Source organism: Kitasatospora sp. NPDC059327 (assembly GCF_042752535.1).
Lineage (GTDB): Bacteria > Actinomycetota > Actinomycetes > Streptomycetales > Streptomycetaceae > Kitasatospora.
On sequence record NZ_JBHYYB010000006.1, the window covers coordinates 109,027 to 135,320 of the forward strand.

Below are 26,294 nucleotides of genomic sequence, written 5' to 3' on the forward strand. Positions count from 1 at the left end.
GGTCAGTCGCCGACGCGCTCCGCGAGGGTGACCTTGGTGGTGAGGGTCTGGCCGTTGCGGGTGTACTCGACGTCCACGGTCTCGCCGGGCTTGTGCGTCCAGATCTTGCTGACCAGGGCGGGGCCGTTCTCGATCGGGCTGCCGCCGAGCTTGGTGATGACGTCGCCGGGCTTGAGGCCGGCCTTGTCGGCGGCGCCGCCGGGGGTGACGGCCGGGGTGCCCTGGATGTCGCGGGTCTGGATCTGCGCGCCGTCGCCCTTGTAGTCATCGTTGCGCAGGACGTCCAGCTTGGCGTAGACCGGCTTGCCGGTCTTGATCAGCGTCTCGGCGACCCACTTGGCCTGGTTGATCGGGATCGCGAAGCCCAGGCCGATGCTGCCGGCCCGGCCGGTGCTGGACGTGTTGGACTGGATCGCCGAGTTGATGCCCATCACCGCGCCGCTGGCGTCCAGCAGCGGGCCGCCGGAGTTGCCGGGGTTGATGGAGGCGTCGGTCTGCAGGGCGTTCATGTAGGAGGACTGCGCGCCGGTCTCGTCGCCGGAGGCGACCGGACGGTCCTTGGCACTGATGATGCCGGTGGTGACGGTGGACTCCAGGCCGTACGGCGCGCCGATGGCGATCGTGGAGTCGCCGACGTTGACCTTGTCGGAGTCGGCCAGCGGAAGCGGCGTCAGCTTGTCCTTGGGCGGGCTGTCGAGCTTCACCACGGCGACGTCGTAGCCCTCGGCGCGGCCGAGCACCGAGGCGTTGTAGGAGCTTCCGTCGGCGAACTTGACGGTCAGTTTGCCGCCGTTGGAGGCGGGCGCGACGACGTGGTTGTTGGTGAGGATGTGGCCCTCGGTGTCGAAGACGAAGCCGGTGCCGGTGCCCGACTCGCCGTTGCCCTGCGCCTTGATGGTGACGACGCTGGGCAGCGCCTTCTGCGCGATGCCGGCGACGGAGCCGGGGACGGGCTCGGTCTTCTGGGTGTTGTTCGCCTGGACGGTGGTGCTCCTGTGGTCGTCCGAGGCGGAGATGCCGCCGCCGTCGCGGTCCGCGACGGCCACGCCGAGCGCGCCACCGGCCACACCGGCGACCAGGGCGACGGCGGCGATCAGCGCGATCAGACCGCCGCGCTTCTTGCGCGGACCGCCGGGCTCGGGGGCACCCGGGTAGTCGGCCGGGTAGCCGAGCGGTCCGCCCGGGTACCCCGGGCCGCCGGGCGCGGCGGGCGGAGCGTCGTGGGCGCCCCAGCCGCCGAGCGGCTGGCCGGCGCCGAACGGGTGGTGCGCGGCCGGGGCGGGGGGTGCCGCCGGGGCGCCGTACGGGTCGTGGGCCGCCGCGACCGGGGTGCCCGGGGTGGCGTACGGGTTGGTGACCGGCGCGGCGGCGGGGGCCGCCACCGGGGCCGCGGGCGCGGCCGGTACGGGCGGCAGGACCGGCGGGGGTGCGTCGATGTACCCGGCCTCGGCCACGACCGGCGCGGGAGCCGCGACCGGCTCGGCCGGGACGGCGGGCGCCGGCTCCGGGGCGCCGACCTTGCTGAACGCCAGCGTCGGCGTGAACCCGCCGGACTCCGGCGCGGCCGGGGCGGCGGGCGCCGGACCGTCATGAGCGGGACCCACGACCCCCTGACCGTCGGAGGGCTGCTCCCCCTGTGGCCCGGTGGGCCCAACCTCGCGCTCGGTGCTCACGGACGACCTCCATAGCTGACAGGACCAACAACCATAGTTTTTCGCACACTCGATTCGATTGCCGTAAGGACCCCTCTGAAGAACTCATAAGAATCCTTAGCCCGGCCCGACAGCGGCCCCCTCCGGCGCCCCGACCGCCCCCCCGACCCGACCCCCCGACCCGACCCCCCGGTGGAACCCTCGGGACGCCCCGCGGAACACCCTCGGAGCACGCCCCGGGCGTCCCGCGATGCGGACCGCCGGACGCCTGGCCTTGGCGTTCACCCCCGGGCCGGTTAGCCTGTCGCACAAAACTGACACGCGGGAGCTTGGACCCACCAGGCTGAGAGTGCGCCGGTCGACCGTACGCCACGACATCCGTGGGCGGACCGTCGAGGGGGCGCAGACCGCCGGAACCTGTCCGGGTAATGCCGGCGTAGGGAGTATCGGCCATGCCGCCTGCTTCGCCATCCTCTTCTTCGGGCGCGCCCGCGTCCAAGGATTTCCCCGAGTCGTCCGCTCCCTCCGACGCCGCCGGCGGCGCACCCGGTTCCACGGGCACCGCCACCGCCGTGCTGGACCGACCGGACCGGACCGACCGGGTCGAGGCCCCGTTCGTCCTGGACACCGAGCCGCCGCGCACGCTGCGCTTCCGGGACCACTTCGCGCTCTGGATGAACCTCGGCGTCAGCCTGATCGGCTTCACCACCGCCGCCACCGTGCTCGGCGCACCGGGCAGCGAGCTGTCGCTGGCCGCCGCCGTGACCGCGATCGTCGTCGGCACCGTGGTCGGCACCGCGATGCTCGGCGTGGCCGCGCTGATCGGGGCCCGGACCGGCGCACCGGCGATGGCCAACCTGCGCGGGCTGTTCGGGACCAGGCTCTCCTACGTGCCGACGGTGCTGAACATCGTCCAGTGCGTCGGCTGGGGCGTGTACGAGCTGCTGGTCATCGCGATGGGCGCGCAGACGGTGGCGCACACCGAGGGCTACCGCTGGGTGTTCGTCGTGCTGGCGGGCGCGGTCACCACCGCGCTGACGATCTGGCCGCTCGGCGCCATCGCGGTGCTCCGCCGCTTCGTCGCCGCCGCTGTCGCGGTGGCGATGGTGTACTTCACCGTCCAGCTGGGCCGCAACGGGGTGTCCGACCCGGGCGCGGGCAACTGGCACGGCTTCCTCCGGGCCACCGACGCGATGATCGCGGTGTCGATCTCCTTCGTCCCGCTGGCCGCCGACTACACCCGGCACTCGCGCACCGCCCGCTCCGCGTTCTGGGGCAGCTTCTCCGGCTACACCCTCGCCCAGGTCTGGTGCTACGTGCTCGGCCTGTTCGCGCTGCTGCAGGCCGACGGCGACGCCACCCGGATCTTCGACTCCTTCCTGGGCGTCTGGGCCGGCTGGCTCTTCCTGCTGGTGCTGGTGCTGCGCGAGACCGACCAGTCCTTCGCCAACGTGTACTCGACCGCGATGTCGGTCCACAACCTGCTGCCGAAGGTGGACCGCCGGGTGCTGACCGGCGGCACCGGTCTGCTGATCACCGTGCTGGCGCTGCAGATCACCGAGTTCACCGACTCCTACTACGCCTTCCTGGGCCTGATCGGCTCGGTGTTCGTGCCGATGTTCGCGGTGCTGGCGGTCGACTACTTCCTCGGCGCCGGGCGGCGCGGCTGGAACCTCGCCGCCGACGCGCCGTCCCGCTGGCTGATGCTGCTGCCCTGGGCACTCGGCTTCGCCGTCTACCAGGTGATCGCGCCGACCGCGATCGCCGGCTGGTGGACGGACTTCTGGACCTCCGTCCAGGAGGTGCTGCACTTCACGCCGCAGGAGTGGACCTCGGCCTCGCTGTTCGGCTTCCTGGTGCCGGCCCTGGCCACCTGGGCGCTCACGCCGCTCACCCGGCGCACCGCCGCGGCCTGACCCGACCGGCCCGGTCCGCGCACCGGGCCGGACAACGGCGCACCACGCATCGCGCAAGCACACCGCGCACCGCGCACCGAGGCGAAGACGGCCCCGCAGGTTGGGGCCGTCTTCGCCTGCGTGTCACTTCCGCCGCCTATCGTGGACGGCGTGACCAGCCCCGACCTCTCCCCGGCGGCGGCGCGCACCGCGCCGTCCGTCCAGGTGATCGCCCACCGCGGTTCCTCGCACGCCCTGCCCGAGCACACGCTCGCCGCCTACCGCCGGGCGCTCGACGAGGGCGCGGACGCGGTCGAGTGCGACGTCCGGGTGACGGCCGACGGGCACCTGGTCTGTGTGCACGACCGCCGGATCGGCCGGGTCTCGGACGGCCGGGGCACGGTCTCCTCGATGACGCTGGCGCAGTTGGAGGCGCACGACTTCGGCGCCTGGAAGACGGGCGAGCCGAGTCAGGACCCGGCCCTGCGCGGCGTCCTGCGGCTGGAGAGCCTGCTGGAGCTGGTCACCGACTGCGGGCGCCCGGTGGACCTGGCGATCGAGACCAAGCACCCGGTCCGCTTCCGCGGCCGGGTGGAGGCCGAGCTGCTGCGGATGCTCGACCGGTTCAAGATCGGCGGGACGCCGGAGGGCGACCGCCCGCAGGCCCGGATCATGAGCTTCTCCTCGCTGGCCCTGACGCGGGTGGCCGCGGCCGCCCCGGAGTACCCGCGGGTGTTCCTGTTCGAGCGGACGCTGCCCCTGCAGGGCCGCCTGCGGCCGGGCGCCGCGCTGCCGGGCGGGGCGCGGATCGCCGGCCCGGGCATCGACCTGGTGCGGGCCAGACCCCGGCTGGTGACGCGCCTGCGGGAGCTGGGCCACCAGGTGCACGTCTGGACCGTGGACGAGCCCGCCGATGTCGAGCTCTGCCTGGAGCTCGGGGTCTCCGCGATCATCACCAACCGTCCGGCGGAGGTGCTGGCCCAGCTCGGCCGGTGAACCGTTTCGCCTCCCGCGGGGCTCGTGAACCGCCGGGCCGACCCTCGAACCCCGGGCGCCCCGCGGAGCCCACCGGGCCCGGTGGCCACCCGCCGCGCTTCGACCTCGTCCGCCCCTGCGGCCTCACCGGTCGGCGATCGCATTGGTACGGACTCAAACCTTTTCCTGTCGTTTTCTGGCGAAGATTATGCACTTCCACGACAGAGGGTGAGCGCGGAATCACCTCCCGCGCACCGTGCGTCGCTCGGTTTGAAATGTCCGCGCGGGATCGCCGCGCGGTCGTTTCCGACGTGTGACCAAGGGGCATCCATCCCTCGGCATACGCTGAAGGAGGTCCGGGGGTGGCGTTGATGGTGGCGCGTGAAGTGCCGACTTCATCGACCATGGCAGTGCCGCACGGCCCATCGAGTGTCGGGGTCGCACGGCGCCGACTGCGTCGAGATCTCGGTGACCGGGAGATACCGGAACCGGTCATTGATGATGCTGTTCTGATCCTTTCCGAGCTGCTGAGCAATGCGTGTCGTTACGCACGGCCACTGGGCCCGCTGCCCGTGCTCGGGCGCAGCGCCCGGGCGGAGATCGTCGACCAGATCCTCGTCGGCGTCCCGTCGGGCCCGGCCGAACCGGTCAGGGCGCCCGGCGCTCCCTCGTCGGGCGCATCGGGTACGGCGGGCGCATCGGGTACGGCCGGCCCGGCAGGTACCGCGGGCCCCTCGAACGAACCCCGGCCGGACGACGGCGACAGCGACGGCGGCGTCCTGGTCCGCTGGCAGATGCACGCGGACGGGATCCTCACCCTGGAGGTGACCGACGGCGGTGCGCAGACCCGGCCGGCCCCCGCCAGCCCGTCGTTGACCTCGCGCGGCGGCCGCGGACTGAGCATCGTGGACCAGCTGGCCAGCGACTGGGGCGTGCGCGACGCGCCCGGCGAGGTCACGGTGTGGGCCGCGCTGCCCGCCCGGGCCCGCCACGCCCGGCGGACCGGTGGTGACGCCCGCAGCGCCTGACGGCTGCGAGCAGCGGTCCCGCCCGGGCCCCTCCGCCACGGCGGCGGCCGAGCCCCTCCCGCCCCGGTACGACGGGCCCCACGCCCGCTCGCGCGCCCGACCCGCGCGGTCCGGTCCGCCGCCCCGTCACGGGGCACTCCCCGCCCCGGCGCGTGCCCACGCGCCGGGGGAACGTCAGTAGGCTGCCCGGAGCACACCGAAACCGTCCCCGGGAGAGCCGCACCATGGGCAAGAAGGCCGCCAAGAAGGCGCCGCAGCGCAGCCAGTCCACCACCGCCGTCACGGGGGAGATCCCCGTGGTCGGAGCCCGCGAGAACTGCCCGTGCGGTTCGGGCCGCCGGTACAAGGCCTGCCACGGCCGGGAGGCCTCGCACGCCGTGCAGGAACTGGTGCACCGCCCGTTCGAGGGCCTGTCCGGCGAGGCCGACTGGGTCGCCCTGCGCGAGCTGGTCCCGGCCGCGACCGTGCCGCTGACGCTGGCCGCCGGCGTGGCCGAGGCCGCCAACGGCGAGGTCCCGTCGGTGACGCTGGCCACCGTGCTGCCGCTGGCCTGGCCGGCGCTGCGCCGCCAGGACGGCTCGATCCTGCTCGGCCTGCAGACCCAGTCCGCCTCCGGCGACCTGAGCCGCGACCTGGCGGACGCCCTGGAGCTGGCGCTGGCCGCCGAGCCGGGCTCGCCCGTCCCCGCCCGCCGGACCGTCCCGGGCGGCCGCCGCCTGCAGGACCTGCTGGACACCTCCGCCGCGTTCACGCCCGCCGTGCACACCGGTTTCGAGTTCTGGCTGGAGGACGCCGACACGGCGACGGGCGAGGTGGCCGCCTCCCTGGAGCGCGCCAACGCCTCGGCGATCCCGACCGAGAAGCTGACCGGCGTGGACTCCGCGTACTGGTGCGGCACCCCGGACAAGAACCACCTGCGCTGGGTGATGACCGTGCCGGAGGAGCAGCTGCTGGACGCGCTGGCCCGGCTCACCGCCGCCGACCAGTCCTCGCTCGGCCCGGACACCCGCCTGGTCGGCTCCTTCCGCGCGCACGGTCTGACCGTCCCGGTCTGGGACCTGCCGCTCAGCATGACCGCCACCGACTGCGAGAAGCCGGCCGCCGAGTTCGCCGAGCGGCTCGCCGAGACGCTGGCCGAGCCCGCGCCGCTGACCGGTGAGGAGCGGCGGGCCCGCGCCAACCTGGTGAACCGTCAGGTCACCTTGAACTAAAGGTCACTCGGATCCGGGTGATACGCGTCACATTGGCCGCCAGTACCGCAATTTCCGGGCGGGCAGGGGCTCTTGGAAATTGGCGCGGGCGCGGATCCTTGTTACTGTCTAAAGAGTCCGGTCGCTGGTGCATCCCCCGTCGCCAGCGGCCGGATCTTTTGTTTTCCGGGCCCGGCCGGTGAACCGTGCCCGATCAGTGCCCGGATCGATCGGCACCGCGGGCCGATCGGCACCCGGCCCGCGGCGGCGCCACCCGGGAACACCTCGGCCCCGGAGCCCCCGCCGGCGCACCGGCCCGGCGCCGGCGGAAGCCGCGACGCAGCCCGGCGCGCGCCCCGGTCAGTACGCCGAGCGCCCACTGTCCAGTTGGACCGTCGCCTCGACCAACTCCCCCAGCAACGGCCCGACCTCGGGCAGCCACACGCCGCCGTCCGCCGCCGGGCGCGGCGGGAGCACCCACCGCACCCCGCCGCCCGCCCCGCCGCCGGGCGGCAGCGGCAGGAAGCCGCCCGACCCGTGGTACCGCAACGAGCCTGGCACCCAAGGCAGTTGGGCGAGCATCTCGCCGAGCGCATCCAGCGAGTAGGGGGCCACCAGCATCGCGTAGCGGCCGGGCATCGACAGGACCGGCCCGAGCGGGAGCCGCAGCGCGGCGAGGTAGGCCAGGGCCCGGGCCCCGGCCGCCGCGGGCAGGCTGACCGCCGAGACCGTCCCGCCGGTCGCCGCGAGCACCGGCGCGTCCGGGCTCTGCCGCTCCCACCACCAGCGCACCATCCGGGCATCGGTGGTGGCCGCCAGCAGCGGCGGGTCGTGCGGATGGGCGCCGGGAACGGAGCAGTCCTCGTCCCCGCACGAACAGTGGCCGTCGAACGACAGCGTGCCGGGGACCACCGGCCAGCGGTGGTCGACGGCCGCGGCCAGGGCGGCGGCCAGCCGGGTGGAACGGGCCGCCGACCGGCTCCTCGAGTTCTCGCGCATGACGCTCGTTCCTTTCCGTGACCGCTCGGGTCGCTCCGGCCCCGCCTGCCCAGGTCGGGGAACGCCGCACCGACCCGAACCGGGCCGGCGGGCTTGGCGAGCCGCGTGGCGGAGGTGGAGCACGGTGTGGAGCACGACATGAAAGAGCCGTGGATCAGAGCCGTGAATCAGAACAGCCCTTGGAACGAGAATCCCGTACGCGACCGGATGGACGCCGCCCGGGCGCGATTGGTTCCACCGTACGAGTGAGTGACTTCCGGCCGACCCGGCCGACGGGCGGCGAAAGCATACGATCCGGACGGCCGTGGGGGTCGTCGTGACGGTTCTGCCCGTTCTCCGGCCGCTCCATGCCCGCGGGCCCGGCCGGGGCGCGCACGAACGGAGCGGTCCCCCGACCGGGCCGCGCGGGATGTGGAACCGGCCACCCGCGCTGTCGCGGATCTGGACATGCCCCGAATGGCCTGTGTAGAAGTGATGGCATTGCTGTCGATCAATGACGAGTAGTAGCGAATCGAGGCGAATCACGCCCTTTGGCCGTGCTCGCTCCAATCGGCCGTACCTGGGGGTCCCGCATGGCACGTACCACCGCGTCAGGAGTGGCGGCATGACCGAGTCCCACCCACCGTCGGCATCCTCCGAGCCGGGCGACCCCCGTCGCCCCCGCGGGCTCTCGGTGCTCGACCACCCGGGCTTTCCCGGGGCCCCCGCCGAACCCGCCGAACCCGCCAAACCGGCCGAACCGGCCGAACCGGCCGGGCAGCAGGCCTGCCCCGGCGACGAACCCCGGGTGCGCGCCGAACCGGCCGGCGCCCCGGAGGCCCGCACCGCACCCCCGGGCGGCCCGCAGGACCGTTTGGCCGGACGGCTGTCCGATTTCACCAGCCTCCACGAGCACACCGAGCGGCTCGCCCGCGCCCGCGGCCTCACGGCCACCCTGGAGGCCGTGCTGGCCTCCGGCACCACGCTGCTCGGCGCCCACCGCGCGCTGCTGGTCACCGCGCTGCCCGGCGGTGGCCCCAGCCAACCGATCGGGTACGGCCTCGACCGCGCCAGCCTCGGCGCGCTGGAGACGGTGCCCACCGAGCAGAGCCTGGTCGCCCGGCTGCTGCGCGAGCACGACCGGCCCGCCGAGCTGCGGTCGCGCGACCTCGCCGACGACCCCGCGATCGGCGCCCGGCTGCGCGAGCTGGCCGCCCACCTCGGCCTCGGCGGCTGCCACGGACTGCCGCTCGCCACCGAGGAGGACGGCCCACTGGCCGCCGTCCTCTGGTTCTACGACGAGCCCGCCGAACCCACCGAACGCCAGCGCGAGCTGGTCCGCCGGTACTGCGACGTCGCCGCTCCGCTGCTGGCCAAGCAGCTGGACACGGAGCGGGTCCGGCGGACCACCGAGGCGCTGCGCCGCGGTCTGCTCCCGGACCGCCTCCCGCAGCCCGCCGGCCTGCGACTGGCCGCCCGGCTGGTCGCGGCCGGGCTGGACCGCTCGATCGGCAGCGACTGGTACGACGCCATCCCGCTGCCGGACGGCACCGTCGGCCTGACCGTCGGCAGCGTCTCCGGCGACGGCCCGGGCGCCGGCCCCGGCTCCGCCCCGGGCGCGGCGGCCGCGATGGGCCGGGTCCGGGCCGCGCTGCGGGCGTACGCCGTGCTGGAGGGCGAGGACCCGGTCTCCGTCCTCGGGGACCTGGAGCTGCTGCTCAAGACCACCGAACCGGCCCGCAGCGCCACCGCCCTCTACGCCTGGATCGAGCCGGACGAGCGCCGGATCACCCTCGCCGGCGCCGGGCACTGCCCGCCGGTGCTGGTCACCCGGCAGGGCGCCGAGTTCGTGGAGACCTCGCTCTCCGCGCCGCTCGGCATGCTGTCCTGCTGGGAGGCGCCGGGCGTCGAGCTGACCGCCGAGCGCGGGGACACCCTGGTGCTGTACACCGAGGGCCTGGCCCGCCGCTGCGGCCCGACCCTGCACGCCGGGCAGGCCAACCTGCGCCGGGCCGCCGCCGACGCCCCGCGCGACGTGCGGATCGACCCGGACCGGCTCTGCGCCCACCTGCTGGCCGTCTGCGCGGGCCGGGACACCGGGCCCGCCACCGACGACCTGATGCTGCTGGCCGCGCGCTTCGACTAGGGCGTGCCTCATCACTCGCGTCGGATCAGCGCGCGGCGTCGGGCGGGATGCCCGGCGTCGCGCGCCCGGCGGGAGTGATGAACACGCCCCAGTCCCCGGACGCCTCAGGCCGCGGCCGGAGGCGGTACCTCCCGGCCGAAGGCCGCCGGAGGTCGAGCGGCCGGGCGTCCGTACCATGGACGAACGGCCGCCCACGTGCGTCGCGATCCGACGCCCCCCGGCCTGCGCCCGGGGCACCCCCACGGGCGGCACACGCGCGCAAGGAGGCGACGTACGTGACCGAGGACCGCACCCCCGCGGTGGCCGAGAACCCCGAGGCCATCGGCGGCGAGGAGCCCCAGGAGTTCAAGGGCCGCAAGAACGGCCTGTACTCGGAGGTCTCCGACGAGCTGGCCGCCTCCATGAAGTCCGGCTGGGCCGACACCGAGCTGCACGGCCTCACCCCGGTCGCCCAGGCCCCGTACGCCGCCGAGCGCCGCGCCCGGCTGTCCGCCGCCTTCCCCGGCGAGCGCCTGGTCGTGCCGGCCGGCACCCTGCGGGTCCGGGCCAACGACACCGACTACAACTTCCGCGCCGCCAGCGAGTACGTGCACCTCACCGGCGACCAGACCGAGGACGCGGTGCTGGTCGCCGAGCCCGCCGGCGAGACCGGCCACACCTTCGGCCTCTACCTGCTGCCGCGCTCCGACCGCGAGAACGGCGAGTTCTGGCTGGACGGCTACGGCGAGCTGTGGGTGGGCCGCCGTCACAGCCTCACCGAGCAGGAGCGGCTGCTCGGCCTGCCGGTGCGCGACGTCCGCAAGGCCGCCGAGGAGCTGGCCGCCCGCGCCACCTCCGACGCCGTCCCGACCCGGATCGTGCGCGGCTACGACGCCGGTCTGGAGGCCGCGCTCGCCGAGGTCCTGGACGCCGACAAGGACGCCGGGCTCAAGGAGTTCCTGAGCGGCCTGCGGCTGGTCAAGGACGAGTGGGAGATCGGCGAGCTGCGGGCCGCCTGCACCGCCACCGTGAACGGCTTCACCGACGTGGTCCGCGAGCTCGGCCAGGCCGTCGCCACCTCCGAGCGCTGGATCGAGGGCACCTTCTGGCGCCGCGCCCGGGTCGAGGGCAACGACGTCGGCTACGGCTCCATCTGCGCGGCCGGCCCGCACGCCACCACCCTGCACTGGGTGCGCAACGACGGCGAGGTCCGTCCGGGCGAGCTGCTGCTGCTGGACGCCGGTGTCGAGACGCACACCCTCTACACCGCCGACGTCACCCGCACGCTGCCGATCGACGGCCGGTTCAACGAGCTCCAGCGCACGATCTACCAGGCGGTGTACGACGCCCAGGAGGCCGGCATCGCCGCGGTGGGGCCCGGCGCCCGGTTCCGCGACTTCCACGACGCCTCGCAGCGCGTGCTGGCCGAGCGCCTGCTCGCCTGGGGCCTGCTGGACGCCTCGGTGTACGACCTGGAGAAGGTCCTGGAGCTGGGCCTGCAGCGCCGCTGGACCCTGCACGGCACCGGCCACATGCTCGGCCTGGACGTCCACGACTGCGCCCACTCCCGCACCGAGGAGCACGTCGACGCCCTGCTGGTGCCCGGCATGGTGCTCACCGTCGAGCCCGGCCTGTACTTCCAGCAGGACGACCTGACCGTGCCCGAGGAGTACCGCGGCATCGGCGTCCGGATCGAGGACGACATCCTGGTCACCGCCGACGGCAACGAGAACCTCTCGGCGGGCCTGCCCCGCCGCGCCGAGGACGTCGAGGCGTGGATGGCCTCGCTGGCCTGACCGGTCGCGACGGGCCCGGCTCCCCGAGCGGGGGGCCGGGCCCGTCGCTCGGGCCGCTACTTGGCGACCACGGGGTGGGTGAGGTACTTCTCCCCGAGCGCCGGGAACGGCTCCGGGGCGTCCAGCTGCAGCGCCGACAGATGGAGCGGCAGCGCGCCGGCACCGTCCCTGGGGGTCAGCCTCAGGCGGTAGCGCACGACCTTGGACTGCCCGGGGGCCAGCGGGAACGCCGCGCCGCTGTTCAGGGACTTGGAGGTGCCCTCCAGCGTGGCCAGGTCGAGCTGCTTCCAGGTGCTGCCCTCCTGCCGCTCCAGCACCCCCTCGGCACCGCCGAAGGCGTCACTGACCGGTGAGCCGGGGTATTTCATCACGTACACCGTCGGCATCACCGACGCGTAGCCGGTCCGGCTCGTGTTCCGGAACGTGACCGCGAACTCGACCGGGGTGCCGTCGTTCGGCACCTCCTGTCCCGCACCGAGGCCGCCGTCGACGGTCAGGGCCACCGTGTTCGACTTGGCGACCGGTATCGAGTTCTTGTGCCCGCTGACGTCCAGCGAGCCGATGATCGAAGCGAGCCCCGGCAGGTAGTCGGCCTTGAGACCGTTGGCCGCCACGAACACCTGGTCGTCCTTCATCCCCCAGAGCTGGGCGGTGAACGAGTCCGTCGCCGTGCAGGACACCTGCCACTGGGTCTTGTCGATCGCCCGGCCGCCGGCCACCGTCTCCTTCGTCTTCACCGGCGCGCCGACCGACGTGTAGCCGTCCGCCGGGAAGTAGGGACGGCCCCACATCGGACAGTTCGGCTGGTGGCCGAACCCGGCAGGCGCGTCCAGGTCCCACGCCAGCGGCCACATCCCGCCCTCGATCTCGCCCGAAGCGATGTAGACGGAGACGCGGACGCCGTACGGCTCACAGCTGCCCGGGGTCCAGTTCGTCTGCGGCGTGGTCGGCGCACCCGGGCTCAGGACGCACACCGAGGAGTCGGTCCCGGTCGGGGGCAGCACCTTCCACCCGGCCGGCACCTTGAACTTGACGCCGCGGAAGGCGTACGTGGTGGCGGCGGACGGCGGCGTGGCCGGGGGCGTGGTCGCCGGCGTGGTCGCGGACGTCGACACCGGCGGCGGGTCGGGGACACCGAGCGGCGCCTCGGTCTCGGCGCCCGTCGGTCCGTCCGTCGGCGACGCGGCCGCGGCGGTCGGGCTCTCGGACGGGGTCGGCTCCGCCGTCGGGCCCGCGCTCGGGCTCGCGGTGGCCGTGACGGTGGCCGCCGGTCCCGGATCCCGTTCGCCGGCCACGGTGTCCCCGCGGAAGCCGAGCACACCGAACGCCAGCGCGGCGGCCAGGCCCAGCAGCGGCACGGCGGCGAGGTGGGCCGGCCTCAGCCGGCGCGCCCGCCGGCTCGGCGGTGCGGCCGGGCGCAGGTCGTGCGCGGTGATCCGGGTCGCGCGGGCGTCCAGCGCCTCGCGGAGCAGCCGTTCCATCGGGGTGTCGTCCGGCCCGTCACCGTCACCGCCGGACCGGCGGGGAAGTCTGTCGGTCATCGAACCTTCTCCAGATGCTTTTCCAAGGCGTCCAATGCCCGGCTGGCGGTGGACTTCACAGCACCCCGGGAGAGCCCCAGGGTCTCGGCGATCTGCGCTTCGGACAGGTCCGACCAGTAGCGCAGTACCAGTACCTCGCGCTGGCGGGAGGTCAGCTCCTGCAAGGCGACCAGGACGCGCCGGTGCTCGTCGTTGAGCACGGCGTGGTCCTCCGCCGACGGCGCGTCGGCCTCGTGCGGGGGGACGTACTCGCGGGCCGTCCGGCGGCGCCGCAGCATCGACCGGGCGCCGTTGACCACACTGGTGCGCAGGTAACCGAGAGCGTTGTCCAAGTCCTCCAGCCGCTCGCCGTGGCGCTGGTAGAGCTGGGTGAAGGCCTCCTGGACGACGTCCTCGGCGAGGTCCTGGTGGTCGACCAGCAGGACCGCCATCCGCACCAGGCCCAGCCGGTGCGCGTGGTAGAGGTCGGTCAGGGTGGGCCGCTCCTCCGACTCGGTCCGGCGCCCGCCGCGCAACAGCCGGAAGCCCGACCGGCGCTGCGCCGCCTCCTGCTCGGAGCCCGACGACGCGCTCCGGGGGGCGGGTGTCCCGCCCGCCTCCTGCGCGCCGAAGAGCAACCCGAGCAACCCGGGGCGGAAGAAGCCGCCGCTCCTCCCGCGTACCGCAATCGGCCCGATGGCCATGGACATCCGCGTTCTGCTTTCCCCCAGGACGGCGCCCGGCGTGCACCGGACCGTCGCAGCACATGATCAAGATCGTGATCGGCGGAATCCTGCCACCGCCGCGACCGCCGGCACCGTCCGCCCCCGTACTGATGGACGTGCGGCGGCGGCCGGGGTTGCGGGTGGGTTCCGGAAGAATCCCGGCCTGGCCGGAACGACTACACTCACCGACATCCCGCCACCCGCCGCCCAGCCCGAGGGGACCTCATGGCCGACCAGCAGAGCACCGGCCCGGTGGCCGTCGCGATCGGACGGCGGCCGGAGCCGGTGCACGATGTCGCGGTGTACGCCTTCGACGGCATGACGCCGTTCGAACTCGGCGTGGTGGTCGAGGTGTTCGGCCTGGCCAGACCCGAGCTCAGCGGGCTGCTGGCCGCCCCCTGGTACGGGCTCAAGGTCTGCGCCGACCGGCCCGACAGCGCGCTGCGGTCGGTCGGCGGCTTCTCACTGACCGCCCATCACGGCCTGGACGAGCTCGCCGCCGCCGACACCGTGGTGATCCCCGGGGTGCCGAACGCCTTCAGCGGCGAGGTGTCCCCCGGGCTGGTCACCGCGCTGCGCACGGCGCACGAGCGGGGCGCCCGGATCGTCTCGATCTGCTCCGGCGCCTTCGCCCTGGCCGCCGCCGGCCTGCTGGACGGCCGCGAGGCCACCACCCACTGGCGGTACGCCGAGCTGCTCCAGCGGCGCCACCCGTCGGTGCGGGTCAACCCGGACGTGCTGTACGTGGACAGCGGCTCCGTCCTGACCAGCGCGGGCAGCGCGGCCGGGATCGACCTCTGCCTGCACCTGGTCCGCCGGGACCACGGCGCCAAGGTGGCCAACAGCGTCGCCCGCCGCTTCGTGGTGCCACCGCACCGGGACGGCGGGCAGGCCCAGTTCATCGAGGCGGCCGTGCGACCGGTCGAGGAGGAGGACGACGGCGTCGCCCGCTCCATGCAGTGGGCGATGGACCACCTGTCCGGCCCGCTGACGATCTCCCTGCTGGCCCGGGCCGCCCGGATGTCCGACCGCTCGTACCTGCGGCACTTCACCGCCCGCAACGGCACCAGCCCGATGCGCTGGGTCATCACCCAGCGCATCGCCGCCAGCCTGCCGCTGCTCGAATCCCCGGACGGCTCGGTGGAGGAGGTCGCCACCGCCGTCGGCTTCGAGAGTGCCGCGACCTTCCGCCATCACTTCGGCCGGGTGATGCGCACCTCCCCGACCGCCTACCGGCGCGGCTTCGGGCGCGGGGTGGCCTGAGCGGCGGACGCCCGGACCACCCGGCCGGCGCGCCTCAGGCCCGCTCGCCGGTGCGGAAGGCCGCGTTGGCCAGGATCGCGTCGTGCAGCCACTGGGCGAGGCCGGGGGCGAGCCGCTCGTAGGTGGCGGTGAACCGCGGGTCGGCCACGTACATCCCGGCGATGCCGCGGTGGATCTCGAAGGTGCAGTCGTAGAAGTGGTCGCGGATGTGTTGGCGGTGGACCTCGGCGAGGTCCATGGCGGGGCCGCCGTCGGCCGGCTCGCCGGCGGCGAGGGCCTCGACCAGCCGGGCGTTGAGCGCGTCCGCCTCGGCCTTGATCCGCTGCCAGTCCTCCTTGCCGTAGCCGCCGGTACGACGCTGTGACTGCGCCCAGGCGTCGGTGGTGCCCCAGCGCTGCTCGGCCTCGGTCTCCCAGCTCTCCTGGTAGGACTCGCCGAAGAGCTCGAACTTCTCCTCCGGGGTCAGCCGAATACCCATCTTCTGTGCCTCCATGGCGTGTTCGACGGCCGCGGCCAGGACCTGGAGGTGGCGGATGCGGTCGGTCAGCAGCTGGTGCCGGCGCCGCAGGTGCTCGGTCGGGCTGACCGAGTCGTCGTCCAGGATGGCCGCGATCTCTTCCAGGGGGAACCCGAGTTCGCGGTAGAACAGGATCCGCTGCAGCCGGTCGAGGTCGGTGTCCTGGTAGCGGCGGTAGCCGGCCGGGGTGCGCCCCTGGGGGGTGAGCAGTCCGATCTCGTCGTAGTGGTGCAGGGCGCGGACGGTCACCTTGGCGGTCTTCGCCACGGCCCCGACCGAGTAGCCGCCGGTCATCCGGGTCGCTCCCTTCTCGTTGACCACGACCCTCCGGCCTCCCGTTGCGTGAGGGTCAAGTCCAGTGTCGCGGGCCGGGTGCGGCGGGTGGCCGGCCCGGTCCGACCGGCTCCTCTGTCCGAGCCCCGTCCGGCCCGCGGTGCCGTCCGGCCCCGCCGGCCCGGGCCGTCCCGGGGGACGACGGCGCCGTGCGAGTCTCCGAGCGGGCGGCCCCGGACGGGCCCCGGCTTGGACGAAGCCGCCTATTGCCCGATCCCGGGCGCAGCCGCGACCATGACGCCATGACCACCACCTCTGCGCCCCTGGTACGACGGCTGGCCGCGGAGGCGGTGGGCACGGCCGCGCTGGCCGCCGTCGTGGTCGGCTCGGGCATCCAGGCCGCCGCGCTCAGCCCGGACGGCGGGGTCCGGTTCCTCGCCAACGTCGGTGCCTCCGCCCTCGCGCTGGTCGTCCTCGTCGAGCTGTTCGGACCGGTCTCCGGCGGGCACTTCAACCCGCTGGTGACGGTCGGCGCGTGGTGGGCCGGCCGGCGCGACGGGAGCGGGCCGACGCTGCCCGACCTCGGCGGGTACGCCGCCGCGCAGGTGATCGGCGCGGTCGGCGGGACGGGCCTGGCCAACGCGATGTTCGGACGGCCGTTCGTCGAACCCTCCGGACACGGCCGGGACGGCGGCGCGCTCTGGCTCGGCGAGGCGGTGGCCACCGGGACGCTGCTGCTGGTGGTCGCCGGGCTGACCGGCAGCGGGCGCGGCCGCCTGGTACCGGCGGCGGTCGGCCTCTGGGTCGGCGCGGCCTGCTGGGCCACCTCCTCCGGCGGGTTCGCCAATCCGGCGGTGACCCTCGGGCGGGCACTGACCGACAGCTACACGGGGATCGCGCCCGGCTCCGTCCCCGGCTTCGTCCTCGCCCAACTGGCCGGGGCGGTGGCCGCCCTGGCACTGGCCGCGGTGCTCTTCGGCCGCTCCGGACCCGCCCGGACCACGCCCGTGCCGGACGACGCGCGGGAACTCGTCGCGGGCAGCGCGACCGCGGCCGGCTGAACCGGCCGCACCGCGCTCAGCCCGCGGCCCCCACCAGCGCCCGCTCGCGGCGCCGGGCGGACCGCCCACCGGTGTCTGCGCCGGAGCGCGGCCGGCGGTCCTGCCGGGTGGGCCAGAGCAGCACGTACGCGGCCGACAGCACCACGAAGGCCAGCCGGACGAAGCCCCGCGCCGGGTCGGACGGGATCAGCAGCGTGCCGCCGTACAGCGCGGCCAGGGCGATCCAGCTCCACCACGGCACCAGCCGCTTCTGGCCGACCGCGTCCCAGAGCAGGGTGCCGAGCATGATCGAGGCGGTGTAGTAGGTGTAGACGCTGGGGTCGAACAGGATCCGGGCGTCCGCCCCCAGCAGCACGACCGCCGGCCACCGACCGCGCCACACCGCGATGCTGCCCAGCGTCAGGCCCAGGCCGAACTGCAACGGCCGGTCCCACCACGGGGTGGTCGGATCGGTCACCCCGAACCAGCGCAGCGCGGAGGCCGGCTGGTTGGGGATGGCGAACTTGGCGGCCGCCACCGTGTCCAGGTTGCCCAGGTAGAACGGCAGCCAGGCGACGGCCACCAGCCCGGCGAACCACAGCGCGGTGCGCAGCCAGGCGGGCCGGGGCAGCGCGAGGATCAGCGGGGCGAAGGCCAGGGCCCAGGGCTTGGAGTCCACCGCCAGCGCCAGGTAGACGCCGACCTGGACGGCCCGGCCCCGGCTGAGCGCGTGCGCGGCGAGGGTGGTGAAGAACAGCGCCAGCACGTCGTCCAGGTGCGCGAAGCGGACCGAGACCTCCACCCACATCGGGATGAACGCCAGCCCGGCGACCAGCAGCCGCTGCTGCAGCCGGCGGTGGTTGGTGCCGGTGCCCAGGTAGTACCGGGCGGCGGTGCGGCCGACCAGGACGAGCATCACCAGGCCGAGCCCGGACATCGCCGCCTCGGCCAGCACCTGGCCGGTGTGCGCGGGGAACGGGCTGAAGAGGCGGGCGACGGCCAGGCTGACCGGCCCGATCTGCAGCTCGGGGTGGTGGGCGTAGAGCGACAGCCCGCCGTCGGACTGGCCGCTGAAGAGCAGTTGCTCGCCCTGGCGCAGGTAGTGCCAGGAGAAGCCGCCGCTGGGCTCGACCAGCAGGAACCAGAGAACCGTCCAGGCGACCAGCAGGACGTGATGTCTGCGGACGGGCAGACCGGCGATCCGCCCGGTGGCGGCCTCGTAGTCGGTGCTGAACCGTGCCGACCGTGCTCCCCGCACCCCAGTACCTCTCCCGACGCAGATCCCTCTTCGGCCGGTCATCCTATGTGACCTGACGGAAGCGACCGTGCCCCTCGGGTGTCTGTGGAAGGACACCCGAGGGGCACGGTCGTCGGCCCTGGCCGGGGCCCGGGCCGACGGTGGCCCGGTCGGCCCGCCGCGGGCCGGTCGGCGGGCCGGTCGGCCCGGTGGGTCAGCCCTGCTGGGCGGACTTGCGGCGGCGGAGCAGCACGAGGGTGCCGGCACCGGCCGCGAGCACGGCGCCACCGGCGATGGCGATACCGGTGGTGTCGTCACCGCCACCGGTCTGGGCCAGCGCCTTGTCGGCGTTGTCGGCCGCTGCCTTGGCCTTGGTGACGGCGGCCGGGGTGAGCTTCGGCGGCGTGACGGCAGGCACGGTCACCGGGAAGTCGATCGGCTCCTGGACGCCGGTACCGCCGGTGGCCGGGGCGGAGGTCGTCGGGGCCGGCGGCTGCGCGGTCGCCGAGGAGGACGCGGTGGCGGACGCCGAGGGGCTGGCCGACGCCGAGGCGGTGGCCGACGCCGAGGCGGTGGCCGTGGCGGACGGCGTCGTGGTGGGCGTCGCCGACGGCGTGGTGGTGGCGGTGGGCGTCACCGTGGGGGTGGCCGTGGGCGTGGCGGTGGGCGTCGGCGTGGCGGTCGCCGAGGGCGAGTGGCTCGGCGACTGGCTCGGCGAGCCGCTGGGCGACTGACTGGCCGACGGGCTGCCGGTCGGCTTCACCGTGGGGCTCGGCTTGCCGGTGCTCGGGCTGGCGGTCGGGCTCGGCTTGCTCCCGGCCTTGATGGTGAAGCCGGCACCGGTGACGCCGTCGCAGCTGAAGTGACCGTTGCCGACGGGCTCGTGGGTCTGGTCGTCGAGCTGCTCGGAGAAGACCACCGGCACCACGCCGGCCTTGCCGAGCGGGGCGTCCTTGGTGAACGAGGCACGGACCTTGATGGAGACGTCCTTGCCCCGGTTGACCCCGAGCAGCGCGTCGTCGGAGTCGACCCCGCCGAGCAGGACGAGCACCGCGTCGTCGTCCGAGTCCCCGCCACCGGGCGCGACCGAGCCGGGCAGCCAGCCGCCGCCGGGCAGCTGGTACTCGACCTTGAGGTCGCCCGCCTCCAGGCTTCCCGCGCGGTTCTTGAACTTGAGCAGCGGGTAGAAGACGAAGTCGTGCCGGGTCGAGTTGTCGATCCGGAACGTGAACTCGCGGGCGTCGCCGCCCGCGATGAAGGTGTCCGGCACCCCGCGCACGGAGAGGTCCAGGCTCTGGCGCGAGGCCTTGTCGGCCTGCGGCGCCGCGGGGGCGGACGTGGAGCCGGTGGTGCCGACGGCGACGGCGCCCTGGGCGCCGGCCAGCACCATCGAGGAGGCGAGGGCGGCGGCGCCGGCGAGGGCGAAACTGCGACGTATGGACATGGGCAAGGAAGACCTCACGAGAGAGTCCGGGCGCGGCCCGGGGGCGCGGAGGGACAGGACTGTCCGAACAGTGGTCCCCCCACGAAGCTGAAAGTCCGACGGAGACTACCGAAGGATCCAGCCACTCCGGAAGCCGGGTACCACCCTTCGTGCACCATCCGGTCCGGACCCTGTCCGGTTGGCCCAACTCCGTCACTTCATAAGGCTTTTGCGACCGACCGGCGAGTGACCCCAGTGTGACCGGTACACGTCCGTGACACGACATCCGACGGCTCCGCGGTGGCGGAAAATCGCCGTCGGGCGGCCGGTCGGCGACCTACCGCCAGGAAACGGCCGGTCAGCCGGGGTCGGGTCGGGTCGGTCCGGGCCGGCTGACCCGGCTGACCGGCTCGGCTCAGCCCGCGAAGAAGGACTTGGCCGCGAGCACCGCCCGCTCGTCGTTCAGCACGTCGCCGGGGCGGGTGCCGTTGCCGAGCAGGGCGCCGCCCCACCGCATGCCCATGTAGTCGGCGCAGAGCCGCAGGGTGGCGACCAGCGGGTCCGCCTTGTCGGGCTCGGTGGCCAGGGCGGTGACGGCCCAGACGGTGCCGCCGGACAGCCGGGCCCGGAAGTCCGCCCCGGGCACCCGCAGCCAGGCGGACCAGTGGTCGAGGTAGAGCTTGGCGCTGGTCGGCAGCGAGTACCAGTACACCGGCGCCACGAAGACCAGGTCGGTCGCGGCCAGGGTGGCGTCCAGCAGGGTGCGTTCGTGGCCGACCGGCTCGCGGAAGCCGCCGTCCTCGCTGTGCCGGCGGTCCTCGAACGGGGGCAGCGGATGCTCGCTCAGCCGGAGCCAGCGCTGCTCGGCACCGGCCGGCAGGCTCGCCCCTGCGGCCAGCCGGGCCAGTCGCTCGGAGTTGCCGTCGCTGCGCGAACTGGCGTTCAGGAAGAGGAACGAACGCGGCGCGGCGGCGCCGGCGGTGCTCTCGGACATCAGGACCCCCCGTACGGATGACGACAGACGTCCCGAGCCTACGACAGCGCTCCGCCGGCTCCGCCGGACGCCGGCGGCCGCTACGCCGGCAGGCCCGCCCGGCGGCGCGCGACGGCCGCGACGGCCGCCCAGTCCTTCTCGCCGTCCCCGTGCGCGAGGGCGTCGAGGAAGGCGTCCCGCAGCACGCTGCCGAACGGCAGCGGCACCCGGGCCGCGGCGCCGGCGGTCAGCGCGAGGTCGACGTCCTTGAGCCCCAGCGGCAGCTTGAAGCCGGCCGGCTCGTACCGGCGCTCGGCGACCATCGCCCCGTAGCCGGAGTAGACCGGCCCGGGGAAGAGCGTGCCGGTGAGCATCTCGACCAGGTCGGTCGGGCGGACGCCGTTGGCCTCGGCCAGGCTGCACGCCTCGGCCATCGACTCGATCGCGCAGGCCAGCAGGAAGTTGGTGCTGATCTTGGCGGTGTTGGCCTGGCGCGGGCTGTCACCGAAGTGCCACGTCCGGCGGCCCATCGCGGCGAGCAGCGGCTCGGCCCGGGCCAGCGCCCGAGGGGCCCCGGCAGCCAGGATGTTCAGCTCGCCCGCCTCCGCCACCGGGGGCCGGCCGAGGACGGGCGCGGCGACGTAGTCGATGCCGTGCTCGGCGTGCAGCGCCTCGGCCCGCTCCGCGATCGCCACCGAGACCGTCGCCATGTTGACGTGCAGGGTGGCCCGGGCGCCGGCCAGCAGGGCGGGGTCGAGGAGCAGCTGCTCGACCGCGGCGTCGTTGGCGAGCATGGAGACCACCACCTCGCCGGCGAAGGCGTCGGCCGGTGTGTCGGCCGCCTCGGCTCCCCGGGCGACCAGCGCGGCCACCGGCTCCGGCGAGCGGTTCCAGACCCGGACGGAGTGCCCGGCCCGCAGCAGGCTGGCGGCCATGCCCTGCCCCATCGCGCCGAGCCCCACGAATCCGACCGTCATCGCGTCCATCGCCCACTCCCGTCCTCACCCGGCGGACCTGCCGGCGACCCCCGGCCGAAGCCCCGGGCCGCCGTGGGCGAGCCGCGAGAGCCGGGCCGCGAGAGCCGGGCCACGACGGACGGGCCGGCGCCGGCGGACCGTCCGGCCACGATCCATGATCCTCCGACTGTACGTCAGCCCGTCGGCGGCACCACGCTCAGGCGCGGGCGTGCTCCGGCAGCCCGTCGGCGGCACCACGGTCAGGCGCAGGCGCGCTCCGGCAGCCGGGCCCGGCCCGCCTCCAGCTCGGCGACGACCCGGTGGCGCAGCAGCTCGTACTGGGCCTGCAGCCGCCCCGGGCGCTGCGGGCGGGCGACCGGACGCCCGGGGCCGACCCGCTCGTCCGGGCCGAACTGCTCGCGGGTGAGGTCGATCTCGAAGCCGGTCGCGAACCGGTTCCACCAGTGCAGGTCCGTCCGGACCCCGCCGACGTGCACCTCGCCCATCATGAGTTCGCCGCCGAGCAGGTCGTGCAGCACCATCGCCGTCACGCCGCACTGGCCGCGGGCGGGATTGTCGGGACGCCAGTGGCCCAGGTCCTCGGGCGCACAGGTGTCGACACCCCAGGAGGAGCGGATCGCACGTTCGATGTCGTTGAGGGTCCACGCCGTCATAGCGGGAAGCCTGCCACGCGCCACTGACAGCGGCACAGGCTTTTCAATGGGCCACTCCGTGTTCTGCGCTGACCTTCTCGATCTTCACCCGTACGAGCAGCTCGCCGGGGACGCCGTTGCGGGCGCCGTACTGCTCGGCGAGTTCCTCGCCCATGTACCGGGCGGCGATCCGGGTGGCCCAGGCGCGCACCTCGGCGAGGTCGTCGCCGAGCCGGGCGGTGCCCTGGACGAGGGCGTAGGAGAACGGCGGCCGGTCGTCGTCCACGCACAGCATCACCCGGCCGTCCCGGGCCAGGGTGCGGCCCTTGACGGTGCCGGCACCGGTGTTGAAGACGATCTCGTCGCCCTCCAGCAGGAACCAGACCGGCGCGACGTGCGGCCGGCCGTCGGCCCGGGTGGTGGCGATCTTGGCGGTACGGGTGCCGGCGGCGAGGAACGCGCGCCATTCGGCCTCGGTCATGTGGGGCATGTGCCCATCCTGGCCGCTGCGGCACCCCGGCGCAGCGGGTACGCGGGATCCGGTACGCGCTCCCCCGGTGCGCGCCCTGGGCGTGGGCACGCCGGCCGGGGGCACGCCGGTGCACCGGAGCGGTCGGGGGTCCGCTCCGGTGCAGCGTGCCGCCGCCGGGGGCGCCGGGCGCCACATACCGGGTACGCCGCGCGCCGGGCGCGACCCGGCCGGGCGCTACTTGCCGAGCGCCGCGACACCCGCCTGGGCGAACTGCTCGTCCAGGTCGCCGCTGGGCGCGCCCGCGACGCCGATCGCCGCCACCGGCGCGCCCTTGGCCTGCACCGGGGCACCGCCCGCCAGGAAGAGCGTGCCCGGGATGTCCTTCAGGTTGGGCGCCTGCGCCAGTCGCTTGGCGAGCTCGGAGGTCGGCGCGTTCCAGGAGACCGCCGTGAACGCCTTGCGCTCGGCGGACTCCGGCGACTGCGGTCCGGCGCCGTCGCCCTTGAGCAGCACCCGGGTGATGCCGTCGCGGTCGACCACCGCGACCGAGACGTGCTGGCCGGCCTTGGTGGCCGCGTCCAGGGTGGCCTGGGCGGCCTTGGTGGCGGCCTCGATGGTCAGACCGGTGGTCTGGGTGAGGTTCTTGTTCTGGGTGTCGGCCTTCACCGCGGCGGCGGCGGCCGGGGTCTCGGTGGTGTCGGCGCTGGCCGAGACGGCACCGACGGTGGCGGCGGCCAGCGCGGCGGCGGCGACGGTACCGGTCAGCACCCGGGTGCGCACGGAGGTCTTCTTCATGGTCAGGCTCCTCGTCGGATCGGTCGGGGCCACGGCCGGGATCAGGGGGGCCTGGTCGGGCTCGACGGCTTCGGTACCGATCCTCCGGCCGGCGGCCCCCCGGCCACATCGACGGTCCGGCGGCGGCCGGCGCGCATGATGGAGGACGGCCCCGTCAACCGATCGGCTGATGCGCGCCCCGGTCGAACGGGTCACCATCGAGGGATCGGCGCAGGTCGGCGCGGTGGTCATGGGTGTCGACGGCAGAGTGGAAGGAGCCGCCCCGTGGAGCAGTCCCGCCCCGCCGGCGGCGAGCCGGACGACACCGGCGCCACCCGCCGCTCCGCCGGCCCCGGCACCGACCGGACAGGCACCGGCACCGGCAACGGCCACGCCCGGAGCGTCCCCGGCACCGCCGACGATCCGGACGCCGGCCGGCTGGCCGTCCTGCTCGACTCCGCCTTCCTGCTGCTGCTCGCCACCTCGCTCGGCCGCTACCTCAGCCACCACGCCGGCAACCCCCTCGTCCCGTGGGTCATCGGCCTCGGCCTCGCCCTGGCCGTCGCCCAGCCGGTCGGCTCCTGGCTGGCCCACCGGCGCCCGCCCGCTCCGGGGCACCGGCGCCGGCTCTGGCCGCTCGCCCTGGTGATCGCGCTCTGGGTGGTGCTGGTGCTGATGGCGCCGAGCTTCGCCTGGTGCGCCGTCCCGCTGGTCTACACCGCCCTGCGCACGCTGCCCGCCCGGGCGGCGATCCCGCTGGTGGCCGCGCTCACCCTGCTGGTGGTGATCGGCGAGATCCGGCTGCCGGGCGGGGTGGACGCCAACCTCGTCCTGCTGCCGCCCGCCGTGGCGGCGCTGGCCACCGCCGTCTTCCTGTACATGGAGCGGCAGGCCGAGCGGCAGCGGGCGCTGATCGCGGACCTCGTCCGCACCCGGCGCGAACTCGCCGCCACCGAGCGGCGGGAGGGCACCCTGGCCGAGCGCGGGCGGCTGGCCATGGAGATCCACGACACCCTGGCCCAGGGGCTCTCCAGCCAGCAGATGCTGCTGCAGGCCGCCGACCGCACCTGGGAGACCGATCCGGAGACGGCCCGGACCCATGTCCGCACCGCCGCCGAGGTGGCGGCCCGCAACCTCGCGGAGGCCCGCCGCTTCGTCCACGACCTCGCGCCCGCCGAGCTCGCCGACGGCCGGACCCTCGACCGGGCGCTGCGTTCGCTCGCCGAGCGGGAGTCCGCCGAGAGCGGGCTGCCGGTCCGCTTCCACCTGGACGGCGCCCCGGTGCCGCTGCCCGCCGCCGCGCAGTCCGCGCTGCTGCGGATCGCCCAGGGCGCGCTGGCCAACGTCCGGGAGCACGCCGGGGCCTCGGCCGCCGCGCTGACCCTCTCCTTCCTCGGCGACCAGGCCGTGCTGGACATCGCCGACGACGGCCGGGGGTTCCACCCGGCCGGGCCCGCCGGCGGTGCGCGGACGGGCGCGTCGGACGGCGGTGGACGCGGTCACGGCCTGCCCGCGATGCGGGCCCGGCTGCGGCAGCTCGGTGGGACGCTGACCGTCGAGAGCGCCCCCGGCGAGGGCACCGTCGTGTCCGCCGCGATCCCGCTGGAGCCCCGACGAGCCCCCCTGGAGTCCCCATGAGCACGGCCCCCACGACGCCACCGGTCCGGCTGCTGGTCTGTGACGACCACGCCGTCGTCCGGGCCGGCCTGCTGGCGCTGCTGGCCAGCGCCGGTGACATCGAGGTGGTCGGCGAGGCCAGTACCGGCGAGGAGGCGGTCGCCCTGGCCGACCGGCTGGCGCCGCAGGTCGTGCTGATGGACCTCCAGCTCGGCGAGGGCATCGACGGTGTCGAGGCCACCCGGCGGATCACCGCCGCGCCCGGCGCACCGCACGTCCTGGTGCTCACCACCTACGACACCGACGCCGACATCACCCGGGCGATCGGCGCCGGTGCCACCGGCTACCTGCTGAAGGCCGAGCGCCCGGAGGAGCTGTTCGCGGCGGTGCACGCGGCCGCGCGCGGCCGTACGGTGCTGTCGCCGCCGGTCGCCTCCCGGGTGATGGCGCAGATGCGCGCCCCCGCACCGCAGTTGACCGACCGCGAGCAGGAGATCCTGGCCCAGCTCGCCCAGGGGCTGGGCAACCGGGAGATCGCCCGGGCGCTGTTCATCAGCGAAGCCACCGTGAAGACCCATCTGGGCCGGATCTACGACAAGTTGGGCGTCGACACCCGGGCCGGCGCGGTGGCCGTGGGCAAGGAGCGCCGGCTGCTGCGCTGAGCAGCCGACCGGTGCCGCTCCGCAGCGGACGCACCCCCGGAGTGTCGGATTCCGGGCCGGCGGACCTCCGGCACCGGCGCCGACCGTTCACCCGAACGAGTGAGGCCGGACCGGCCCCGACCCCCTCGGACACCCTCCTCCGGAGCCCCTTCGGCGGCCGATCGGCACGTACACGGACCACCCGTGCGAGGAAAGGCCCACACCACGTCCGATCGGTGACGTCTCGTCACCCGGACGGACCCCGCCCGAAGCCCCTCCCGGAAATGTGGATGTTTCGTGGACCTCGCTATTGACAAACCAACCACTCGGTTTGTTAGCGTGGAGATCAACGACGCCTCCGGTGGTGGGGCCTCGCCAAAGGCCTGTGCGAACCACCCTCGCCGGAGGGTGTTGCCAGGGGGTGCGGCGAGGGACCGGGGAGTCGGGGGGTACGGCGTGCCGATGCCGTGTGCTGAGAAGGCGCGGAGCGAGTCCGGGGGGTCGGACTGCGCCCCGCCACCGTGCCCCCACCCCCCCGGCGCGCCCCCCCGAACCCCCGGCTCGAACACCA

Annotated in this window: 22 protein-coding genes and 1 riboswitch; of the genes, 10 read left to right on the forward strand and 12 right to left on the reverse strand. The window is 74.6% G+C overall.

What is annotated here, in order from left to right; translation table 11 throughout:
* Nucleotides 1-2: 2 nt before the first annotated feature.
* Nucleotides 3-1,673, reverse strand: a complete 1,671-nt coding sequence (locus ACFXHB_RS06165; RefSeq protein WP_380572506.1) for a S1C family serine protease — start codon at nucleotides 1,671-1,673, stop codon at nucleotides 3-5.
* A gap of 290 nt (nucleotides 1,674-1,963) precedes the next feature.
* Nucleotides 1,964-2,112, forward strand: a riboswitch (TPP riboswitch).
* 112 nt (nucleotides 2,113-2,224) lie between these two features.
* Between ACFXHB_RS06165 and ACFXHB_RS06170 the strand changes: the two genes are divergently transcribed.
* The 4 genes from ACFXHB_RS06170 (at nucleotide 2,225) to ACFXHB_RS06185 (ending at nucleotide 6,761) form a co-directional block, all read left to right on the forward strand.
* Nucleotides 2,225-3,568: a purine-cytosine permease family protein gene (locus ACFXHB_RS06170; protein WP_380572508.1), complete on the forward strand. Its 1,344-nt coding sequence runs from the start codon at nucleotides 2,225-2,227 to the stop codon at nucleotides 3,566-3,568.
* Between the two features lie 150 nt (nucleotides 3,569-3,718).
* Nucleotides 3,719-4,543, forward strand: a complete 825-nt coding sequence (locus ACFXHB_RS06175; protein ID WP_380572509.1) for a glycerophosphodiester phosphodiesterase family protein — start codon at nucleotides 3,719-3,721, stop codon at nucleotides 4,541-4,543.
* Between the two features lie 551 nt (nucleotides 4,544-5,094).
* A complete protein-coding gene (locus ACFXHB_RS06180; RefSeq protein WP_380572511.1) occupies nucleotides 5,095-5,550 on the forward strand; it encodes an ATP-binding protein in 456 nt (151 codons plus the stop codon).
* A gap of 224 nt (nucleotides 5,551-5,774) precedes the next feature.
* Nucleotides 5,775-6,761 carry a DUF5926 family protein gene (locus ACFXHB_RS06185; RefSeq protein WP_380572513.1) on the forward strand — a complete coding sequence of 329 codons (987 nt, stop codon included), beginning with the start codon at nucleotides 5,775-5,777 and terminating at the stop codon, nucleotides 6,759-6,761.
* 339 nt (nucleotides 6,762-7,100) lie between these two features.
* On the opposite strand, the gene ACFXHB_RS06190 is transcribed toward ACFXHB_RS06185, so the two are convergent.
* Nucleotides 7,101-7,739: a bifunctional DNA primase/polymerase gene (locus tag ACFXHB_RS06190; protein WP_380572514.1), complete on the reverse strand. Its 639-nt coding sequence runs from the start codon at nucleotides 7,737-7,739 to the stop codon at nucleotides 7,101-7,103.
* A gap of 604 nt (nucleotides 7,740-8,343) precedes the next feature.
* Here ACFXHB_RS06190 and ACFXHB_RS06195 point away from each other — a divergent pair.
* Both ACFXHB_RS06195 and ACFXHB_RS06200 read left to right on the forward strand, forming a co-directional pair.
* Complete coding sequence (locus ACFXHB_RS06195) at nucleotides 8,344-9,864, forward strand: PP2C family protein-serine/threonine phosphatase (RefSeq protein WP_380572516.1); 1,521 nt, start codon at nucleotides 8,344-8,346, stop codon at nucleotides 9,862-9,864.
* A gap of 275 nt (nucleotides 9,865-10,139) precedes the next feature.
* Entirely contained in the window at nucleotides 10,140-11,639 is a 1,500-nt protein-coding gene (locus tag ACFXHB_RS06200) for an aminopeptidase P family protein (RefSeq protein WP_380572518.1), read from the forward strand.
* 56 nt (nucleotides 11,640-11,695) lie between these two features.
* Here ACFXHB_RS06200 and ACFXHB_RS06205 read toward each other — a convergent pair whose 3' ends face one another.
* Complete coding sequence (locus tag ACFXHB_RS06205) at nucleotides 11,696-13,180, reverse strand: hypothetical protein (RefSeq protein ID WP_380572520.1); 1,485 nt, start codon at nucleotides 13,178-13,180, stop codon at nucleotides 11,696-11,698.
* A complete protein-coding gene (locus tag ACFXHB_RS06210; RefSeq protein WP_380572522.1) occupies nucleotides 13,177-13,869 on the reverse strand; it encodes an RNA polymerase sigma factor in 693 nt (230 codons plus the stop codon). Before ACFXHB_RS06210 ends, ACFXHB_RS06205 begins: the two co-directional genes overlap by 4 nt.
* A 240-nt stretch (nucleotides 13,870-14,109) precedes the next feature.
* Here ACFXHB_RS06210 and ACFXHB_RS06215 point away from each other — a divergent pair, with 240 nt between their 5' ends.
* Nucleotides 14,110-15,147 (forward strand): helix-turn-helix domain-containing protein, encoded by a 1,038-nt coding sequence (locus ACFXHB_RS06215; RefSeq protein ID WP_380572524.1) that lies wholly within the window; start codon nucleotides 14,110-14,112, stop codon nucleotides 15,145-15,147.
* Between the two features lie 34 nt (nucleotides 15,148-15,181).
* On the opposite strand, the gene ACFXHB_RS06220 is transcribed toward ACFXHB_RS06215, so the two are convergent.
* Nucleotides 15,182-15,958, reverse strand: coding sequence for a MerR family transcriptional regulator (locus ACFXHB_RS06220; RefSeq protein ID WP_380572666.1), 777 nt, complete (start codon nucleotides 15,956-15,958; stop codon nucleotides 15,182-15,184).
* Between the two features lie 281 nt (nucleotides 15,959-16,239).
* Here ACFXHB_RS06220 and ACFXHB_RS06225 point away from each other — a divergent pair, with 281 nt between their 5' ends.
* Entirely contained in the window at nucleotides 16,240-16,998 is a 759-nt protein-coding gene (locus ACFXHB_RS06225; RefSeq protein ID WP_380572525.1) for an aquaporin, read from the forward strand.
* Between the two features lie 16 nt (nucleotides 16,999-17,014).
* On the opposite strand, the gene ACFXHB_RS06230 is transcribed toward ACFXHB_RS06225, so the two are convergent.
* From ACFXHB_RS06230 to ACFXHB_RS06260, 7 genes are all read right to left on the reverse strand, one after another.
* Nucleotides 17,015-18,235 (reverse strand): hypothetical protein, encoded by a 1,221-nt coding sequence (locus ACFXHB_RS06230; RefSeq protein WP_380572527.1) that lies wholly within the window; start codon nucleotides 18,233-18,235, stop codon nucleotides 17,015-17,017.
* A gap of 193 nt (nucleotides 18,236-18,428) precedes the next feature.
* Nucleotides 18,429-19,658, reverse strand: a complete 1,230-nt coding sequence (locus ACFXHB_RS06235) for an LPXTG cell wall anchor domain-containing protein (protein WP_380572528.1) — start codon at nucleotides 19,656-19,658, stop codon at nucleotides 18,429-18,431.
* 394 nt (nucleotides 19,659-20,052) lie between these two features.
* Nucleotides 20,053-20,631 carry a flavodoxin family protein gene (locus tag ACFXHB_RS06240; protein ID WP_380572530.1) on the reverse strand — a complete coding sequence of 193 codons (579 nt, stop codon included), beginning with the start codon at nucleotides 20,629-20,631 and terminating at the stop codon, nucleotides 20,053-20,055.
* An 80-nt stretch (nucleotides 20,632-20,711) separates the two neighbouring features.
* Nucleotides 20,712-21,596, reverse strand: a complete 885-nt coding sequence (locus ACFXHB_RS06245; RefSeq protein WP_380572531.1) for an NAD(P)-dependent oxidoreductase — start codon at nucleotides 21,594-21,596, stop codon at nucleotides 20,712-20,714.
* Nucleotides 21,597-21,826: 230 nt separating this feature from the next.
* Nucleotides 21,827-22,240 carry a hypothetical protein gene (locus ACFXHB_RS06250; protein WP_380572533.1) on the reverse strand — a complete coding sequence of 138 codons (414 nt, stop codon included), beginning with the start codon at nucleotides 22,238-22,240 and terminating at the stop codon, nucleotides 21,827-21,829.
* A 43-nt stretch (nucleotides 22,241-22,283) separates the two neighbouring features.
* Nucleotides 22,284-22,700 (reverse strand): PPOX class F420-dependent oxidoreductase, encoded by a 417-nt coding sequence (locus tag ACFXHB_RS06255; RefSeq protein ID WP_380572668.1) that lies wholly within the window; start codon nucleotides 22,698-22,700, stop codon nucleotides 22,284-22,286.
* Between the two features lie 225 nt (nucleotides 22,701-22,925).
* Complete coding sequence (locus tag ACFXHB_RS06260; RefSeq protein WP_380572535.1) at nucleotides 22,926-23,486, reverse strand: heme-binding protein; 561 nt, start codon at nucleotides 23,484-23,486, stop codon at nucleotides 22,926-22,928.
* A 138-nt stretch (nucleotides 23,487-23,624) separates the two neighbouring features.
* Between ACFXHB_RS06260 and ACFXHB_RS06265 the strand changes: the two genes are divergently transcribed.
* Complete coding sequence (locus tag ACFXHB_RS06265) at nucleotides 23,625-25,103, forward strand: sensor histidine kinase (protein ID WP_380572669.1); 1,479 nt, start codon at nucleotides 23,625-23,627, stop codon at nucleotides 25,101-25,103.
* Entirely contained in the window at nucleotides 25,100-25,744 is a 645-nt protein-coding gene (locus ACFXHB_RS06270) for a response regulator (protein WP_380572536.1), read from the forward strand. The genes ACFXHB_RS06265 and ACFXHB_RS06270 overlap by 4 nt, the downstream gene beginning before the upstream one ends.
* Nucleotides 25,745-26,294 lie beyond the last annotated feature (550 nt).